This is a genomic window from bacterium (assembly GCA_041649255.1).
GTDB lineage: Bacteria > Hydrothermota > UBA3073 > JACQXS01 > JAQTXJ01 > JAQTXJ01.
This window is the reverse complement of sequence record JBAZNK010000002.1, coordinates 16,281-33,815: the sequence shown is the minus strand read 5'-3', so window position 1 is coordinate 33,815 and position 17,535 is coordinate 16,281. Positions and strand designations below refer to the sequence as shown.

The 17,535-nt window shown below is 32.4% G+C and carries 15 protein-coding genes; 2 read left to right on the top strand and 13 right to left on the bottom strand.

The window, feature by feature from the left end; all coding sequences use genetic code 11:
- Window positions 1–4 precede the first annotated feature (4 nt).
- Entirely contained in the window at window positions 5–1,213 is a 1,209-nt protein-coding gene (locus WC614_01605) for a hypothetical protein (GenBank protein ID MFA5031691.1), read from the bottom strand.
- A 1,175-nt stretch (window positions 1,214–2,388) separates the two neighbouring features.
- On the opposite strand from WC614_01605, the gene WC614_01600 reads away from it, so the two are divergent.
- Window positions 2,389–2,574, top strand: a complete 186-nt coding sequence (locus tag WC614_01600; protein ID MFA5031690.1) for a hypothetical protein — start codon at window positions 2,389–2,391, stop codon at window positions 2,572–2,574.
- On the opposite strand, the gene WC614_01595 is transcribed toward WC614_01600, so the two are convergent.
- From WC614_01595 to WC614_01550, 10 genes are all read right to left on the bottom strand, one after another.
- The gene (locus tag WC614_01595) at window positions 2,567–2,743 is read right to left on the bottom strand and encodes a hypothetical protein (protein ID MFA5031689.1); all 177 of its coding nucleotides are present in this window, start codon (window positions 2,741–2,743) and stop codon (window positions 2,567–2,569) included. The genes WC614_01600 and WC614_01595 overlap by 8 nt on opposite strands.
- A gap of 104 nt (window positions 2,744–2,847) precedes the next feature.
- The gene (locus WC614_01590; protein MFA5031688.1) at window positions 2,848–4,014 is read right to left on the bottom strand and encodes an RHS repeat domain-containing protein; all 1,167 of its coding nucleotides are present in this window, start codon (window positions 4,012–4,014) and stop codon (window positions 2,848–2,850) included.
- Window positions 3,995–4,666, bottom strand: a complete 672-nt coding sequence (locus WC614_01585) for a hypothetical protein (protein MFA5031687.1) — start codon at window positions 4,664–4,666, stop codon at window positions 3,995–3,997. The genes WC614_01590 and WC614_01585 overlap by 20 nt, the downstream gene beginning before the upstream one ends.
- Window positions 4,667–4,816: 150 nt before the next feature.
- A complete protein-coding gene (locus WC614_01580) occupies window positions 4,817–5,563 on the bottom strand; it encodes a hypothetical protein (GenBank protein ID MFA5031686.1) in 747 nt (248 codons plus the stop codon).
- A gap of 12 nt (window positions 5,564–5,575) precedes the next feature.
- Complete coding sequence (locus tag WC614_01575; GenBank protein ID MFA5031685.1) at window positions 5,576–6,007, bottom strand: hypothetical protein; 432 nt, start codon at window positions 6,005–6,007, stop codon at window positions 5,576–5,578.
- Window positions 6,008–6,980: 973 nt separating this feature from the next.
- The gene (locus WC614_01570) at window positions 6,981–10,616 is read right to left on the bottom strand and encodes a P-loop NTPase fold protein (protein ID MFA5031684.1); all 3,636 of its coding nucleotides are present in this window, start codon (window positions 10,614–10,616) and stop codon (window positions 6,981–6,983) included.
- Window positions 10,613–13,453 (bottom strand): N-6 DNA methylase, encoded by a 2,841-nt coding sequence (locus tag WC614_01565; GenBank protein MFA5031683.1) that lies wholly within the window; start codon window positions 13,451–13,453, stop codon window positions 10,613–10,615. Before WC614_01565 ends, WC614_01570 begins: the two co-directional genes overlap by 4 nt.
- 245 nt (window positions 13,454–13,698) lie before the next feature.
- Window positions 13,699–14,274: a hypothetical protein gene (locus WC614_01560; protein ID MFA5031682.1), complete on the bottom strand. Its 576-nt coding sequence runs from the start codon at window positions 14,272–14,274 to the stop codon at window positions 13,699–13,701.
- Between the two features lie 149 nt (window positions 14,275–14,423).
- On the bottom strand, window positions 14,424–14,975 hold the full coding sequence (locus WC614_01555; protein ID MFA5031681.1) for a hypothetical protein: 552 nt from the start codon (window positions 14,973–14,975) through the stop codon (window positions 14,424–14,426).
- Between the two features lie 113 nt (window positions 14,976–15,088).
- Window positions 15,089–15,325: a hypothetical protein gene (locus WC614_01550; protein ID MFA5031680.1), complete on the bottom strand. Its 237-nt coding sequence runs from the start codon at window positions 15,323–15,325 to the stop codon at window positions 15,089–15,091.
- A gap of 112 nt (window positions 15,326–15,437) precedes the next feature.
- Between WC614_01550 and WC614_01545 the strand changes: the two genes are divergently transcribed.
- The gene (locus tag WC614_01545; protein MFA5031679.1) at window positions 15,438–16,418 is read left to right on the top strand and encodes a hypothetical protein; all 981 of its coding nucleotides are present in this window, start codon (window positions 15,438–15,440) and stop codon (window positions 16,416–16,418) included.
- Window positions 16,419–16,486: 68 nt separating this feature from the next.
- Here the strand turns inward: WC614_01545 and WC614_01540 are convergent, their stop codons facing one another.
- Together WC614_01540 and WC614_01535 are read right to left on the bottom strand one after the other, a co-directional pair.
- The gene (locus tag WC614_01540) at window positions 16,487–16,975 is read right to left on the bottom strand and encodes a hypothetical protein (protein ID MFA5031678.1); all 489 of its coding nucleotides are present in this window, start codon (window positions 16,973–16,975) and stop codon (window positions 16,487–16,489) included.
- The gene (locus WC614_01535) at window positions 16,972–17,508 is read right to left on the bottom strand and encodes a hypothetical protein (protein ID MFA5031677.1); all 537 of its coding nucleotides are present in this window, start codon (window positions 17,506–17,508) and stop codon (window positions 16,972–16,974) included. Before WC614_01535 ends, WC614_01540 begins: the two co-directional genes overlap by 4 nt.
- Window positions 17,509–17,535: the final 27 nt, after the last annotated feature.

The window sequence follows — 17,535 nt, the reverse complement described above, 5'->3', positions numbered from 1 at the left end:
GAGTTTAAGGGATGTTAATTGTTAAATTCTCTTTTTGGGGCAAGGGCGTTTCTCTAACAAATTTTCTATATTCAGTTACTTTTTTTCGTATCGTTTCTCTACAAGTCCAGAAATAGCTACGGACAGGTTCATCTTGGTTGTCAAAAATATTCTTTCCTTTAGCATCTAGGCTATATTCTCCCGTATTATTCTCAATTTGCTTTATTAGAGTTTCAGCATCCATAGTATCATTCCTAAATTCTTCAAATGAATCTGTGCCATAAAATATAAGACATAACAATACACTTTCGTATACTTTTCCTGTTTTTAATGACTTTAATAACTCTACGAGATCATATAATGATTTTTTAAAAGACATTCCAGATGCCGGTCTACCTCCATAGATGTTTTTATCTTTAATCGGTATTTTTCTACTTTCTAAACTGATATAACGATAAGTTTTTATAATTTCTTTTACGAATTCCTTATAAGAAGATAAGATGTTTTCTGCAGCGTCCCTGTGAGTTTTTGTAACATTATGCCATTCGTATCTTTCCAGTTTAAGCTTTCCTTTTTCTTGTCCTACAATAGGCTCTTTTATTTTTACTTCTTCGCTTCCGCCTAAAAATAGCTGAACTAAAATGTTTTCTATCTCATCTTTTCCTATTTTGTACAAAAAGTCATTCTTAAAACATTTTATCAACTGGAATTTAAGCATTTTATAATGTAGAATTTCTTGATAACATAATTCATAAAAGAATTTTTTGGCTTTTTCATGGGAACGGGATTTTTCTAACATTTCTTTAACGCTTCCTTCAAATAAACACTCTATAACTCCAATCCCGTCAATATTTACAGAGTTTATTTTATGAAAAAGGTTTGCTGCTCTAATGCAATGACTTTGTACCCCGGGATGTAATTTATCTTTCTCTTCGAAAAGAATAGTTCTGGAAAGCTCACAATATTGTTCTGATTTATTCAACGATACAAAAAGCTTAAAAATTCGCCATATATCTTCCGTTCTCAAATCCTGTTTTTCTTTAGAAAGTTTATTTTTGTCATTATAGACATATATGAATCCGAAAAAAAGGGTAATATATGCTTTAATGCTTGATTCTTTGATAGATATTTCTTTGATTAACGAATTAAAGACTTCCTGCGAGAATAATTCGGGGTGGTTTTCTTTTAACTCTAAGATTTCCAGATGGATTTGTTCTTCTCTAGGTTCTTCCATAAAGTTTTTTATTGTATACAGGGATTATTTTATAAAGTCAAGAAAAAGTGATTTCTCCCATAACCTGAAAAAATAGATATCCTGCGAGCTGGATAACTTAGTCCGCCTGAGGCGGAAATGCTCCTACGTCGCAAACTCTAATTAAACAACCCCCTAAGGGGAAAATTCCAAGGGGTTGTAATAAGGTATTTGCTCGGAAAGATTGAAAACTTCGGCAAAAAATTAGTAACCCGCCCCCTATTTTCATTTTGTCAATTTGTCAAATTGACAAAAATTGACAGAGGTTTTTGATGGATTTTGTCAAAACTTGTCAATCCTTGCTAGAAACATTGTCAACGCTAACAATGGAAAAATAAGAAAAAAGTGATTTTGTGCGCTATTTAATCCCTCTTTTATGTCTATCTATAGGAAGCCTTTGAAGCTTTAGCGATTACTTACAAGCCCTTATGTTAATTAAGGATTGTTTGTCTAGAGTCTTTTACTGGAGGGATTTCTATCCTGCTCGCAGGACTTTCTACTGGCCACTTCTTTTCATGGCCGCCTTTTTTAGTGGAAACCAACTTAACTAACTCAACTTATAACAAACTCTTGGACGATAGTCCTTGGGGGTTGCTATCCAGCTCTGTTGGACTAAACTAACTCCACCGACTAAACTCGCCTCACCTCAAAGGAAACTAGGTATTTAATCGAGAATGTTGAAAACTTCGACAAGAAATTAGTAATCTATCCCCTATTTTCATTCTAACAATTCCAGCAATTTACCAAATAGCTAGGAATTGCTGAAGGATTTTTCAAAATCCAGCAAAGCCTAGCAGTCGTTATTGTAAGTATTACCAGCGCTACCAATGAGAAAACACTTAATAATCCATTTTTCTACCTGATTTAACCGCTTTTATACGTTTACTCCCTAGTATTCTTCCTAGTGTTTACCAGTGTTTATTTCTACTTCAATAAGCGTATTAAATCCCAATTTCTCAGGCTTTAATCTTTCCCTATGTAATCACAAACTTACCTTTAATATTTTAAAGAATAAAATTTGTTTACCCTCTAATCTAATATTTGTTTTCCCAAAACGGAACACTTTTTCAAACAAGAACCATAATTAGCCCCTTCCTTATACTTGACTAAAAAAATTGCAGGACACAGGGTAGAGTATTTTTTAAGGGGTGTCCTAAATGACCTTTTTAAGCGATTTGGGGCGTATAGAAGCAAAAAGGCATACATTGGGAAAAGTGCTTAAAAAAGAGTTTATGGGACGCAGGGGGATGTTGTGGATGGCCTCCGTGAAGAGAATTTTGGTAAGTCTGGCTTTTCCGAGTCTCTTGGGAGACGTTTTAAACGATACGCCCAAATCTATCTAATTCCTAATTCTGGCTCAAGTTCTTTGTCTCTCTTTAAAAACTTGACGATACCGTAACCGGCAAGTACGAACAACATCTTTATAGTAACCAGTTGATAAAATATAGCAAATATCTTCTCTGAATTACCCGAAGAGAAATTCCATGCGTTCCTGTTTATAGAGGGTTTCATATCCGTTGTCTACTTGTTCGCGCATATAATCAATCGTTTTTTTGTAAGTTTTATTTTAATTTAGTGTTATTGACTATTATTAACTGTTTGGTGTATTATATCTCTCAACGCATAGTGACCTTAGCAAGCCTGCCATACTTATCATATTCGTAAGTAGTTATAAATTCCCAATGACAATCGTTAAGGAGGGTAGGGGCAAACATTTTTTCCTTTTCCTTTAATACTCTGTTATTATTAATTAATACTTTATATCCTTCGTTTTGAAAATATGAAAGAGTTGCTAACGCTTTTTTATCCATAACAACTTTCTTGTTGTCATATTCCCATATATAACGATGGTCTAATTTCCCATCAGCTTGAAATATTTCTTTCTTAATCAGCCTGTCATGAGAATCATAGGTGTAACAGGTCTTTGAATATAATCTACTCTTTATAGCGCTTGTATCAGATAATCCCGGTTGTTCTTCAAGATACACGATTTCCTCTTTAAGCAGTTTGTTTTCATAAAAATATTTAATTTTTTCTCTTTCTCTTGTTTTAGATTTTGCTATACAACAATCTCGTTTTTCTACCAGCTTCCCATCTTTAGAATATTTATACTCATTCCAGTCTTTGCATACCTTTTTATTCCAGTCAAAATTTTCCTCTTTAATAAGGTTAGAATGTTTATCGTAATGAAACAAAGAATAAGAATCTAGATATTCTCCGGAAAGTATTTTTTCCGAAAGCTTTCTTTTCAACAGTCTGTCTGTATCATCGTAATAATACTTTCTGATATTCCTTATAGAGTTATCGTCATCATATTTTGTTTCCGATATTTTCCTGCCTTTTTTATCATATTTGTATTTCCAGATAACTGAGCCATCGGAGACCTCTTCTATTAAACGATTATTGGCGTCATATTTGTAAGTACTCTTAGATCCACCACAGTATTCATGTTCTATAACCTGTCCGCTTTTATTGCATACAATAAAGTTATAATCTTTATCGGGGACTTTCTTGTCTGTTTTATTTCGTTTCCGATAGATATAAACGCTATTATCATCTCCAAAAGATGAAGCAGTAGAGCAATTTTTAAGAAATATCATCTTGCCTTTTTTATTTAATCCTTCAATCATCATTAGGGTTTTATTCGGATAAAAATAAACTTTATAAGTTTCAATCAATGCAGTATGTTTGTTGTGCTTATCAAACTCAAGATTGTGTTTGAGTTTTAATACATCCAACGCCTTATCCCCTTTTTTGAAACACTTAACTGTCATCTCTTTCATTTTTCCCTCCTTTTTTGCACCATTCATATGGTTGTCCGCTGAATAAAATAGCTTCATCCCAGTCAATTGTGCCACCGTAATAATGTCCTTCTCTGTAATCCTTATCTTTATGCAGTCTTTCAATCACGTCTAAAATTGCTTTTACTGCTCTTGTAAACGTAATGCTTGCTCCTATAGCCAGACAGGAAACATTCATAGGAATATGTCCCCGGAACTTCTTATCTCGCAGGGCGTCGTCTATTTCTTTAATTATTTTCATCTCTTTTCTATGTTTATCAAAAATCTGCTCGGTTTTATCTATATCTTTTTTAATCAAATCTAACTCTTTATCTGATATGTATCCATAAATATACAAGAATAATATCGCAACGCGTTTGAATTGCCAATAAGAACGGTTTGTTTTAAGACTTGAGTCCAATGCACGATAAATCTGTTCCAACTCCTCATTTTTCATTATCTCTTTGCACCATTTATTCCAAAAAGCTTTTGCCCTCTTTACTTTTAATAAAGGCACATCTTTTAATATCTCATCTATTTTCTTCTGTTGACTGGGGTGTTTAATATGCTTTTGAACTTCTTTCTGTGGGTGGTGACAAACCTTTCCCCAGTTTTTAAGATTCTCTATCGCTTCTTTTTTACCTATATTTCTCATTTGCTTATATGATATCCAATTAAGAAAATTTATATTGCATAGCTATAAGAGTGTCAAGGAGGAAATTCGTTTAATAGTTGCCTAAGGTATGTCAATTTAACTTTTGGGTAAAACAAAACCAGCCTGCAAAGAGCAGGCTGGTTTTATTATCTACTTATACCATGCCCATCTTATCACATCAACTTTAAGATCAAATGTAACTGTTGTAACAATAGAACTGGTATTATCATTAACAAAATAATAATTATCCGTTGAAGAAACGCATACTTTCCAAGTTCCTCCTGTAGAACCATTAACAGAAAAGATAGAATAAGAAGTATTTCCTGCTTGCCAGTTGGCGAAATCTTGGGCAGTACAACAAAACAGTCCTCCAGTGTTTGACGAAACATTTGTTACAGTAATGTTCAAAGAATCACCAGCATTTAAAGAATACGGACCAAGATAAGTATAATTACCTGGTAGAGTACTCCATGATGAGTTAGTCCAATTCCATTCATTTCTATGGGCTCCATAAGTTTCAAACGACCATACAGGGCTTGTTGCAGTGACACCGAAATTGTCTTTTGCCATAACTTTCCAGTAATACGTGGTAGCTCCAATCATCGTTCCGGGGTTATAAGTTGTATTAGATTGGTCAGAAGACACTAAAGGTGGTGGTGATTGGGTACCAAAATAGACCGTATATTTCACCGTAGAACCTGCATCTGGGTCACCACCTGACCAATTCAATTGAGCAGAAGTAACAACTCCTGTTGCACCGTCAGAAGGACTATAGATAAGGTTCCCAGGAGTATATGGGGGATGATTACTATTACTCCCATCGGTAGGGTTTTTCTTTCCACACCCGGTGAATAACAATATACCTATCAAAACTACGAGACTTGATTCTTTCCACATTTTTCCTCCTTCTTAAAACTTATAAGTAAAAGCTAATTCAAGACCGTTTTTTTTGGTTTGGGGATAAAGATTCAACTCACTTAAATTTACAGATTTGAGCTCCAGTTCCACCTTTTGACCACTATTAATTTTATTGGCAACAGTTACACCATCAACAATACTCCAAATGCCACTACCTCCCCAAATAATTAAACCTGGAATAAAACAAAGCCAAGATGTTGTGGGGTCAGTTGAGGTTGTCGCTACTATCATTAAGTAGTCTCCAAATAAATTAGCTCCCCAAAATGAAAAACCCTTCGCAACCTGCCCATTGTATACCTGTCCAAGTCCAGGAATTAAAAAAGACATACAACCAGAAACAACAGGCTCTTTCTCCTTACCATAAGATAAGGAAGAAAAAACAAACATTCCACTGATTAAAACTATACCCAATTTTTTAGACATCGTTCCCCCTTTCAAGCCTTAAAAGGCTTAATTAAAAATCTTATAATTTATATCTAAATCTCTTCAGCTTCATTTTATTCCCTCCTTGCCCGCAAATAAAAAAGGGGCAGCCAAATTGCTCGGCTACGACCGAAGTCGTAGCTACTCCGACAGAGACTTAGGAGCAATAGACCACCCCCAATAGCTTACGCTACTGAGGTAACTTACATGGCTCTGTCGGAGCTTTTACACACGCAAGTTACAAATTAAGTATCAAAGAACTGATTCCAATGTAAAACGGGGATAACAAAAAGTCAAGGGGAAAGTAATTTTTTCCATAACCTGAGAAAATGGATATCCTGCGAGCTGGATAACTTAGTCCGCCTGAGGCGGAAATGCTCCCACGTCGCAAACTCTAATTAAACAACCCTTAAAGGGAAAACCCCAAAGAGTTGTAATGAGGTATTCAGTTGGAAAACATTAAAAAACATGCTTATACGGAAGAAAACAAATAGTTATTGTCCCTAGTTTTTACCTCTGTTCAATTGTTCAAATTGAACAGCTTTGAACGAGACCTGTTCAATCTGGTTCAAACCCGTTCAATCCTTGCCGCAATTACGTTCAAGGCAAAAATGAGAAAATACTTTAAAAACCATTTTTTCTACCTCCTTTAACTGCTTTTATAGGTTTGCTTCCTACAATTCTTCTAGTGTTTACCAGTGTTTATTTCCACTTTAATAAGCACATTGACGCTGGCGCCGATATGTTATTACTTGGGCAACAGGAACATACAAAACAGCATGATATATGCGGAAATTTCCCATAGGAATATTTCATACAGAAAAGGAACGGTTTCTGTATGGAAAAACCAATAAAAAGAGTTAGAAAATTTAAAATACTTGTTTGAGGATTTCGGAGATGAACTTATTGATAGTAGAGGTATTATAATGCGGGAAAATTAAAATAGGGAATCTATATTGTGTTTCTAATTATATCATGGTAAAAATTTGATTTTCTCATCATAGATTTCCTTTATATCGTCCTCAGATATTACTTTGTTAAATATTTCCCAGTACCCAATTTCTGAATTAAAATAATGTTCTTTGGCTCTATTAGGCCAAGTTCCTATAACACATTCTCCGTAAGTTACAGGCCATGATTCAATAACTTTCTCCTCCTTTGGTTTATTAATTGACATAGTATCTATATAAAAACTAACAAAACCTTTTGTTTTTGACCAACAAACGGTAAATAAATGCCATCCAACGGAAAGTGCCTTATTGGAATCCGAATCGATAAGTTTTTCCTCTCCTTTATCATTTGTACACCAGAAACTCCAACATTTTTTACTTCCCATTCTTGCTATCGCAAATACATTCATATAAAAGTCTACTGTTCCTTGCGAAGCGCTAATCCCTATTCTTCGCCCACCATCAGAAGCAGTCCCTATTATGTACATATGCTTCGTAGATGAATTATGTTCGTCTGTTACTTTAGCCCATATAGAAAAAGTTCCCTCCTTCTCTCCAAGGAAATAATTATTTATAATAAATTCATTGTTCCCTGTAGTATCTATTATTGCAGGAAACTTATTAACTTTTTTATCCCTGTATAATTCCATTAACAATTTTTTTGCCGCACTGTATTCATAAACTTCTAATTCCTTTTTATATTTATTAAGAACAATATTTGCAATATCAGGAATTATTTCTTCTTTTATATTTATAACATTCCTAAACACACTTATTTTACGGAAAAACTCTAAAAGTTGATCTTTCTCGCGAAATTTTAAAATAGAAGTTTCAATCTTGTTTTTATCTTTATTCCATTCGATTAATGTATTTTTTACCGTTGCATCCGGTATCTCTAATGGAGGGACTCTAAGCATGAAATATCTCTTAAAACATTCAAAATGGTGAATTTTTCTTTTTTCTCTATTCCATGCCACTACATCAGGCATTTTAGATTCTTTAGCGTTATAATAACTTGCATTTACCAATGGGAAAATAGCCTTTAATAGCTTCATCAGAATATCCTTCTCTTGTTGATTTTCAACAATCTTATTTATATGCGTAATTATTTCATTTGGCATTCTGTTTTCTTCCTCTTTTTCTGTAATATAAAACTTTTGGTTTAACCATATATCTTCATAAACTGTCGAATAAAAAGTCCGTATTACTTCTAAAACAAAGAAATCATGCAAATCAACTTCATCTTTAACCGCTGGAAGCATTAAGCATAAACTATTTAAATATCTTTTAGTGATACGCAAAGTTTTAAATAATGTTTTAATTTGAGTTTCATATAAATTGTCAAAATTATTTCTAAACTCTGCTCTATCGATTCGGGAAACATCAAGTTTATCGAAAAGATTTTCTTTATATGGTTCCCAGAATTTTATAACCTCTGCTTTCTCTTTTAAATCTGTCATAAATACAAAATCATTTTCTTGAAGTCCTTTTTTAAAATATAGATATCCATCGTTTGGATTATCAAAGATTTGTTCCCACTTATCTGGATACTTGCGAAGGATATTTTTAAGTAATGTTCTATTTACTCTTCCATCAATATAACTATATAAAAACTGGTCGATATATATTTGTTCAATAGCTGGCAAATCAGTAGTAACCTGAATAATTTTATCCAAAAATTCGGGGTCTATTTTAGCATCTTCAAAATCCCCTTCCTTTTTACTGCCTTTCAAAAGCTTTCGAACCGCATCTACATCAAAACTCAGGATAAATCTTGTATTCTTAAAATTCATATTAAGACGAACAAGCTTAAAAACAAGCAAGACTTCTTTTCTCTCTAATCTATCAATATCATCAATGAATATAATTATCTTCTTCTCGGTTTGTTGTATGAATTTTTGCATATTATCTCTAACGTCTTCTAAAGTTTCCTCACAATGTGGAAGTTTAATATTAATATCTGTTTGTGGCACTCTTACCGAAATGAGTTTTAAATATTTATTAAATGTTCTTTTTATATTTGGGAATATAGCCTCTTTACTTAAAGCTTGTTCAAGTTGAGAGTAAAAGGCAGTAAATATAGTTTCTTCATCATTAAAGTACCAAGGCTTAAAGTCTACAATTAAAAACTCTTTATTTTCTTCTAATTTATTTTGTAATAGCTTAATTACCGATGTTTTGCCTTCTCCCCAGCGTCCAGAAAGCCCATAAACAAAAGAATCTTCGAAGGGAAGTTTTATAATTGAATCGTATAGAGTATCAATAAACTTTTCGCGTCCTAATAAATCCCGTCCCGAATTATCTATAGGTTCATCGGAAAGCGAAGAAATGTTTTTATTCCCAACGCTTTTTGTTCCTGTTTTTTTATTCGAGAAATAACTTAATAAAAGCCACATAAATATAAATATAAAAGTTAGTATTATCCGCCTAATATTATTAACTCCTGTAAAAATTAAAATAGGCTTAGCGGAGTAAATTAAAAAACAAATCAATAGGAAAATAATGACTAATGCGGTAGTTAAAATTATACAATCAAGATTGCTAATGAAGGATTGGGTAGATAACTGTTTAGTATTTTTATATCTCTGCCAGAACTTCTGTGTTGTACTCCAAGAATGTAAAAAAAAGAGTAGTATAAAAGATACAATAGCTATATCTATAATCTTATTTGAAAAATCTTTTATAAAGCCACTATTTTCACAAACAATTAGAATCATGCAGGTAATAAATAACGATAATAACAGTGAGTAACTAAAATATTTAATATTCTGAATTGTTTTTTCTTTTGAAATGGCAATTCGGGCTCTTTTAAAAGTTTTAATCATATTCAATATATCATTTCTATTGTTTAGTCTTATCAACTCTTGAGCACTTCCCTTTGAAAATCTGTTAAGTTTGCCAAGATTAACATGACATAAAGTAAAAACTTTTTGTTTTGCGAATTTTGCTAACTTTAGGTCTTTCTTTAGAAAAAAATCAAGGTGAGCAAATAAACTTTCATAAGACATGAAAAGAGCAAAAAAGTACAAAAATGGTAAATACGCAAAAGTTAATAGAAGCGGTAGGGTAAAAGCACGCAAGTTTTCTAAACTCGCAAAAGCTTGATAATTTTCAAATATTTTAACGAGAGTAAAAACGATAAGTAAAATACCAAAAGCTGACAAAATAGAATCAATTACTTTTTTCTCTTTTTTTATTTTTGTAAAGGCACTTCCGGCAACAAGCATGAAAAGCACTGGTATTAGTATTAACTCAATCCAAAAGTTAAAGGTGTAAAGATTCACTATAAACTCAATTATTAAAATCAACTTTAAGTTATCTAAAATTATTTTTTTGAAATGATGTTCGTCTTCCATAGCTCTATTTACATTTATCAGAAGCACAAATGCTGAACCCAAAACCCAAAAAACCGTATCTTTTGTCAAAGAAATATTCCAAATCCCTATTTTTGACAGAATAGCAAATATAAAACCAATGTAAACGAGCATAGCCATTATTAAGACCAAAATCTTTTTTTCAAATAACCCTTTTATATTTATCCAAAACGAACTTCTAATATTTTTTTTAGATAATGCCCAAACCCCGAAAATTAACAACCAAATAATGGTTGCTTTTTCTCTTGTATTAAATAAATCTATGCAAAAACTTGCATTGTTCATTTTTGTAATTCGACAGTCTCTATTATCTTCTTCTCTCCCTCAGTTATGTTATAAAGTTTATATACTATGGTATCAATTTCGTTGTCGGTTTGGGTGATTTGTTTTTGGATGTAGTCTTTATCGTTGCCTTTTGCGGTTTGGAGTTTTTTGTTTAAGTCAAGCATTATATCAACTAATGCAACAATGTCATCGTGAAGCTTTTTATCGGCAGGGTTAGAAAAATCAATAGTGCGAATAGGAAGTCGTTCTAAGTTTTTACCTAAAACTTTTGCAAATACTTTTCCCTTATTTTGTGATATATTACTATGTATATAATTAATGAATTTAGAATTTAAGAGTCCCAAAATATAAAGGATTGACCCGTTAACTTCCTTTTTGAGTTGAATTCCGTGGGATAAAGAATCAAAATAAAACCCTTCTTTTTCATAACTTGCTAAAATACAATCAGCGGTTTTTCTAATAACAATTTTATTAGGGGAATATATTTTTGGATTTCTTAAAGCAAAATCTACTTTCTTTTGTGCTGTCATTCCTGCTTTTGATTTTATGTCTGTCATTTTAATCTTTTCTTTCAAGGTTGAATCATAATTAACCCATGTTCCGGACCAATGAGTAAAGTAACGCTTTATGTCTCTACCAAGTAACATTTTTTTATGATTAGAAGTCTCCGGTGAAGATGATAATAAAATATGTCTTATATTCCCAGGGTTAAGCCCATTGGATACGACACATATATCGCCAAGTCTTTGTGTTTTGGCTCTTATCTTTATTGTGTCCTCAAAAAATCTTATTTCACTTTGCTGTAATAAATTACTTTGAATATTTTTGTGATGTTCAATAATATCAAAAACTGGGAATATATTTTTTACTTTATAATAATTAAGAAGGTTTTTGACTGAATCTTTATCCTTTTTTGCAAAAAACAAAATACTATCTCCTACCTCGGCATCAACAAAAACTTTTTCTTTTATCTCTATAATCTCGGGGATTGCAAAATTAGATAATAAAAATTTTCTTGCATCATTAAAAAAAGTGTTAAATACTAAAGATTTAGGTATAATATATCCCAAAACTGCACTTTTCTTCTTTAAGAGAGTTAAGCCTTTTTCTAAAAATAGCATATAGGTATTAGTTTTATAAGATTCCATAACGAAATTACCATCTCTAAAATACAATTGTTCCTTCCTTCTATCAGAACCAATAAGTGAATACGGTGGGTTACCTATTACGACATCAAACCCCTTCTCGTCAACGATAATCTCTTTGAATTCCTCGTTCCAGTTGAAAGGTTTGACTTTATAGTAGTCGTTGCCAAAGTATCTTGTGAGTTCTAAGACATTGCCGGAAATCAAAGAGTTGCCGCATTTGATGTTTTTATTTAGCATTGGCAAGAGATCTTTGCCATGGATTCTATCCTGCTCGCCTTCAAGCATTTTTAACATCAAGGAAAGCTTTGTTACTTCTACTGCTTGTTCATCTATATCTACACCGAATATATGGGTGCACAGGATGTCTGCTTTTTCGTGGATTGTGAGGCGTTGTTCTTTTTTTTCGTGCCCTAAATTTAATTCTGACTGTTTTGTTGATATTTTTTTCTGTTTTTTTGGTTTCTGATTCTGGTAGTAATTTAGCATTTCTTCATAAGCCCTGATAAGAAAACTGCCTGAGCCACAAGCTGGGTCTAATATTCTAAGTTTCTTTATTTTCTTGTTGGATAACTCTTGTAATGATTTGCCAACAGTATTTTTGACAATGTAGTCAACGATATATTCGGGGGTATAATAAACTCCGCCTGCTTTGCGGACATCCGGTTTTAACTCATATTTTACCTGATGCTCGGTCAACCTGATAGTATAACCCAAATACTGTTCATAGATATTGCCCAAAACCTCCAGCGGGATAACATCAAACTGGTAAGGATTATAAGTATCCAGAACGATTTTTCGCATAATTTTGAAGTCAATTGCTAAATTATTTTCCCATTCCTGAGGTCTGAACAGATCACTATCAAATATGCCATTATAATGCTTAAACTCTTCTTTAAGAAATACCATTGTAATAGTGCCGACAGAATCCGTTCTTCCCTCAAATAATGCGTTTAAGAAACTACGGTCAATAAAGCCACGGTCTTCGCAGAATCGCATAAAGATTAGACGGTCAAGGATTTTCTGTGTTATTTCTCTCAGGTAGTCAGCATCTTTTTCCGTGTCTTCCGAGTGGAAAAGTTTGGGGTTGTTTTTAAAGATGTCTTTAGCCAAGATTTCTCGCCATTCGCTAAGGTCTTTAAGAATAGCTTTGTCAACCGGGAGTCTGTCTTTAGGTTTTATCAGAAGTAATTTGTCAAGTTTCCCATAGATTGCAGATTCTTTTGAAATCAACCATAATTTATCAAACTGGTCAATATATTGGTCCCAGTGAAGGTCCATTTTTAAACCTTTTAGAGGGTTTTTGGAATCCGGTTTGATTGTTACGTCAAAAAGTTTTATTCCTTCAAAATCAGTAAGAAGGACAAAAGGAACATCTTTCCTGTTGTAACCATACCCGACTGCCTGTTCAATATGTTTATTAAGGTTAGAACTTAGTGATTTTGCTTCAACGAAAATCCTAATTTTACCATCAATCTTGAGTCCATAATCAACCCTACCTTTTGATATTTTTACTTCGGGACTAACTTCGTTGCGATCATTCACATCCCAGCCTAAAACATCTTTCAGAAAAGGTTGAATAAAACCAGTTTTTGTGGCTTCCTCGTTGTAGGTATTAAGTTCTTCTTTTTCTATATTGTATTTATCAATGAGTTTTTGGATTTTTTGTTTGGCTTGCTCCTTGGTTATCATAGAGGAATATCTAATAAACTATAGAGAGAAAGTCAAGTTTTTTAATACAAGGGGGAGTGAACAATCAAATGGTATTTAAGATACTTACAAAAACTTCTACCCTATGGATATTGGAAGAGATAAATAAATTGATAAAACCTAAAAATAGCTTTTTCAGTACATTTGAATTCAGAAACACATGGAACAAAAATCGGGGAGAGTCAGCGAATCTAAGATTTAGCGGAGATTCTAAATTGGTCCATATATTACCATTTTAATACAAATGCACAATCAATTTCTCCATCAATTTTCCTTTTTGTTTTACAGAAAGGACATTTTTTTCTACGGTTTTTTGTATGAATCAAATTATACCTGTAACTCGGTGCAAAAACATGATATGCAATGTTTTCGTATCTATCCAAGTGAATTTTATCAGTTAAATAAATTTTCAATTTAGTAGCGTTAGTAAAAAGTCGTCCTTTGCCATATTTAAAAAGTATTTCCGACACTCCTTTTTTAGTTTGCCCTACATAAAGACATTCTTTATTTCTCCAAAATGTGTAGATGAATCTTTTTATTTCTTGGTTTTTTTCTTCCTCATACTCTGGAATTTTTCTTTTTATGTGATAATATGTATATGGAGCAGAGCCTCTCAATATAAAGGATTTACTTTTCAACCTCTCTATTTCTTTTTTATATCTATTTTTTAGAGCTTTTTCAATATGTACTTCTATTTCGTTTTTTAATTTCCCTTTTTGTTTACCAGATAATTGTTTTGGAGTTTTATCTGCAAGTATATCTAATATTCGATGTAATCGTGGTTCTAAAAGTTTATTTCTCAATTCTTGTTCTATTTTTACTTCCCATTGCGGTCTTCTCATAATTAAGTTTAAAAATACTTTAATCTTTCTTGATAAATCTTTACTATCTCTGGCTTATCAACCACCAATAAATTCTCCTCTTTTTTCTTCTTTTGAAAGTAGGTTATACATTAACTTATTTTAAACCTTTTCCGGAAATTAGTTCTAAGCTGGATATTCTTAGGATCCCTTAGTTCCTTAATATACATATCAAAATCTTGCTGAGCTGCTTCAACGAGGTTGGCTGGATTAATGTAAATACATCTGCTTTCTATTGAAATCGCTTCATTTATGTCTTGCGTAATCAAAATACCTCTACCTGTCATTCCTGCATGATAGAGAGCACATCTCATCTCTGAGTATAAAGTATTTACTACATCGTTTGATTTAGTAGAAGACAACTTGCTTAGTTGCGGGATTGCTTTCATGATACCAAGCTTAAAATACTTCATAGATGCCCTATTATTAACGTAACCTTCACGAAATTTTGCTATACTTTCAAAGTAACTTAAGATAATATGAAGGACTCCAAAACCAGCATTAGGAATACTTCCACATTGTTTTGCTATATCTATTTGCCAACCATTGACACGATCCTCAAAAACGTTTATATCATCATCTATTGTCATTTCTCCATTAGGAAAGTCTTCAAGTTTGTAATTCAGACTTATTGCTGTCGGCATGTTTTCCTCCTCATATTCTTTTTATGAAATAATATCTCAATCATACTGTCTTGCAAGTAAAATCTTGAGAAAATCACTACATCTTATATCTCTTACAAATTACCTATTTCATCCTACCCCAGCACCTCTTTAATTTTCTTTATATCAGTATTCTTCAGTTTTGTCTCCGTCTTACAAACCGGACATCTATGCAAAGAATAGTGCCCCGGGTCTCTTATACAATCTTTCACCCAATCTATGTGATTTCCTATCTTTTGTTCTTTACAATTCCTGCACTGGATTATGACCATCCGATTCTTTTCGTGTGTTCCTTTCTGGATGTCTTGGAGGGTTATGTAGTTGATAACCATAAAAGGATTGTAGGTTTAATCTTGTTGTTTGGCAAGAGGAAAATTAATTGTCCCAGGAAAAGTTGACAAACTTTTGAGATTAGTTTATATTACATAAAATAAATAAAATTTTATGAAATTATTATTTAAATTATGGAGTATTAATAATCCCAATGCTATAAAAAATATATGTCCAGATTTGGGGATGCGAGAATGGAGTGCCCTCGGTCCTGACGAAAAACACAAAATTTGGTCGTATTTTTCCAATAAAGACTGGTTTACCAAATCTAATTGTGTCTTTTACACAATTGAAAACTTAAATGAACGTTATAAAAGAAAAAGTTATGGGCAAGGCTTACTTAAACATGGGGGACCACATTTTAATGTACATAATAATGGTATTAAATACTTTGAATCATGTTGCCTTAAAGTTACACTAGATGATTTCTTACTCATTTTTTTAAATGAAAATCAAGATGTTGTATATGAAATGCTGTCATTATTTGTACTTCAGAATGTAAATACATTCTCTATCGAAAACATAGATGAATCTGATGAAGAAGCTAAAAAAGAAGAAATTATAAACCTTGCTTACAAAAAAGCTGATAAATTTGCAGAAGATTTTAATGATATCTTTGAACAGTTTAATCTTAATGTTGTTCTGACAAGGAATGGCATTGTTTTTCGTCAGGATAAAAAAATAACAGAAGACATTTATATACCAGTTTTGACTTATCTTTCAGGTAAAAAATGGGGGCCGGTTAACAGAGATTTATCCGATGCATTTAGACGATTTCAAGAAAAAACTCCCCAAGGTTATAGTGGTTGCATTACTCATGCAATATCCGCATTACAAGGATTTTTACAAATTTTAGTTTACGATAAAATTGGTAAAGGGGATTTAAATGATCTACTTTCAGAAGCTCAAAGGAAAAAGGTGATTTCATCTGACGCTTTCTCTACTAAAATATTCAAGGATATTCAATCAATTATTATGCAAAAAAGACAAGAATCTGGGGACCCACATCCCAAAGAAGAATATGCAAATGAAAGAAGTGCAAAATTAGTATTGAATTTGATAATGATTTTTATTCAAAATTGCATCCTTAAATAATAAAATTTGATTTACATCAGTTAACACCGTATTGTTAGCATTCAACTTTGTGTTCAACAGATAATTTTTCATTTTAATTTCCCTAAAATATTATGGAAAATCTTTTTTGATTTTTGAATTTTATCTTGCCACCACCAACTTTTGTTAAGTGTTTTTTCAAGTGCTGGAGTGATTTTTCTCAATAGATCTCTTAATATCTGTAACTGATTATAACTTATCATCTGCGGTGTTGTTTTAATAGCTAAATAGATAATGCCATAGCTTATCATTAATTCATCTTTTTGGGGAAGACAAAAAATGTATCCAGTTAATTGACATGCTTGAAATGCCTGATTATGTAAAAGATATCCCAAGCTTGTAGTCGTAGTTCCTGTTGGAATCTGTTTTTTTAATGTAGTTGTGGCAGTCTCTATAAGAAGTTGATTATATCTGATTTCACTCAACAATTCTAACAAATATCGCTTACGTTGTTCGGATTCTCTTAATAAATGAATAACTAAAGATATGGTAAGAGAACCGGCAAGTGTTCCTGCTATCCCTTCCAAAAATGTTGTCATTTCTTCTCCTTTTTAGAATACCACTCTGACAAAGCATCGTGTATTTTATCTTTCGAGTTTTGTGTAAAAAAATTCTCTTTTTTTATTGCCTCTGTTATAAGCTCAACGAGTTGTGTCTCTGGCATCATAGGTGAATATTGCCCAAATCGCACTTCGTCTCCGCTTTTTTCTATTCTAATCCAATAGGGTAACCAAAAAGAAGTGTCATCTTCTTTGAGATTGCTACGCATCTTAAATATTCTAAAATAGCATTCTATTTTTCCACGTGGGTCATTCTTATTATCCTCCTTATAAACTTCTTTAGGTTTTACCATATCGTCTATGTAAAAAATTCCAATAGGTTCTTTATTTCCCCCTGGAGCTTTATAATGTGGCCACAATACCCAACAAGCTTCTTTTTCTTCATTCCTGCATTTTTTGTTATCACACTCTTTACAATTAAGTATAAAGGGAGGTTTTTCTACTTCAAAACCTCTTTTCCCTTTTATTGTTTTCTGAAATGGGGTCTCTTTTTTTTTGCATTCAAACCACATATTTCACCTCCACTATTTCTAAAATAT

Bases quoted from the DNA above. Each gene is read 5' to 3' on its own strand.
- WC614_01605 (MFA5031691.1), bottom strand. From the start codon at position 1,213: ATGGAAGAACCTAGAGAAGAACAAATCCATCTGGAAATCTTAGAGTTA.
- WC614_01595 (MFA5031689.1), bottom strand. From the start codon at position 2,743: ATGAAACCCTCTATAAACAGGAACGCATGGAATTTCTCTTCGGGTAAT.
- WC614_01590 (MFA5031688.1), bottom strand. From the start codon at position 4,014: ATGAAAGAGATGACAGTTAAGTGTTTCAAAAAAGGGGATAAGGCGTTG.
- WC614_01570 (MFA5031684.1), bottom strand. From the start codon at position 10,616: ATGAACAATGCAAGTTTTTGCATAGATTTATTTAATACAAGAGAAAAA.
- WC614_01580 (MFA5031686.1), bottom strand. From the start codon at position 5,563: ATGTGGAAAGAATCAAGTCTCGTAGTTTTGATAGGTATATTGTTATTC.
- WC614_01540 (MFA5031678.1), bottom strand. From the start codon at position 16,975: ATGACAACATTTTTGGAAGGGATAGCAGGAACACTTGCCGGTTCTCTT.
- WC614_01600 (MFA5031690.1), top strand. From the start codon at position 2,389: ATGACCTTTTTAAGCGATTTGGGGCGTATAGAAGCAAAAAGGCATACA.
- WC614_01535 (MFA5031677.1), bottom strand. From the start codon at position 17,508: ATGTGGTTTGAATGCAAAAAAAAAGAGACCCCATTTCAGAAAACAATA.
- WC614_01550 (MFA5031680.1), bottom strand. From the start codon at position 15,325: ATGGTTATCAACTACATAACCCTCCAAGACATCCAGAAAGGAACACAC.
- WC614_01585 (MFA5031687.1), bottom strand. From the start codon at position 4,666: ATGAGAAATATAGGTAAAAAAGAAGCGATAGAGAATCTTAAAAACTGG.
- WC614_01545 (MFA5031679.1), top strand. From the start codon at position 15,438: ATGAAATTATTATTTAAATTATGGAGTATTAATAATCCCAATGCTATA.
- WC614_01565 (MFA5031683.1), bottom strand. From the start codon at position 13,453: ATGATAACCAAGGAGCAAGCCAAACAAAAAATCCAAAAACTCATTGAT.
- WC614_01555 (MFA5031681.1), bottom strand. From the start codon at position 14,975: ATGCCGACAGCAATAAGTCTGAATTACAAACTTGAAGACTTTCCTAAT.
- WC614_01575 (MFA5031685.1), bottom strand. From the start codon at position 6,007: ATGTCTAAAAAATTGGGTATAGTTTTAATCAGTGGAATGTTTGTTTTT.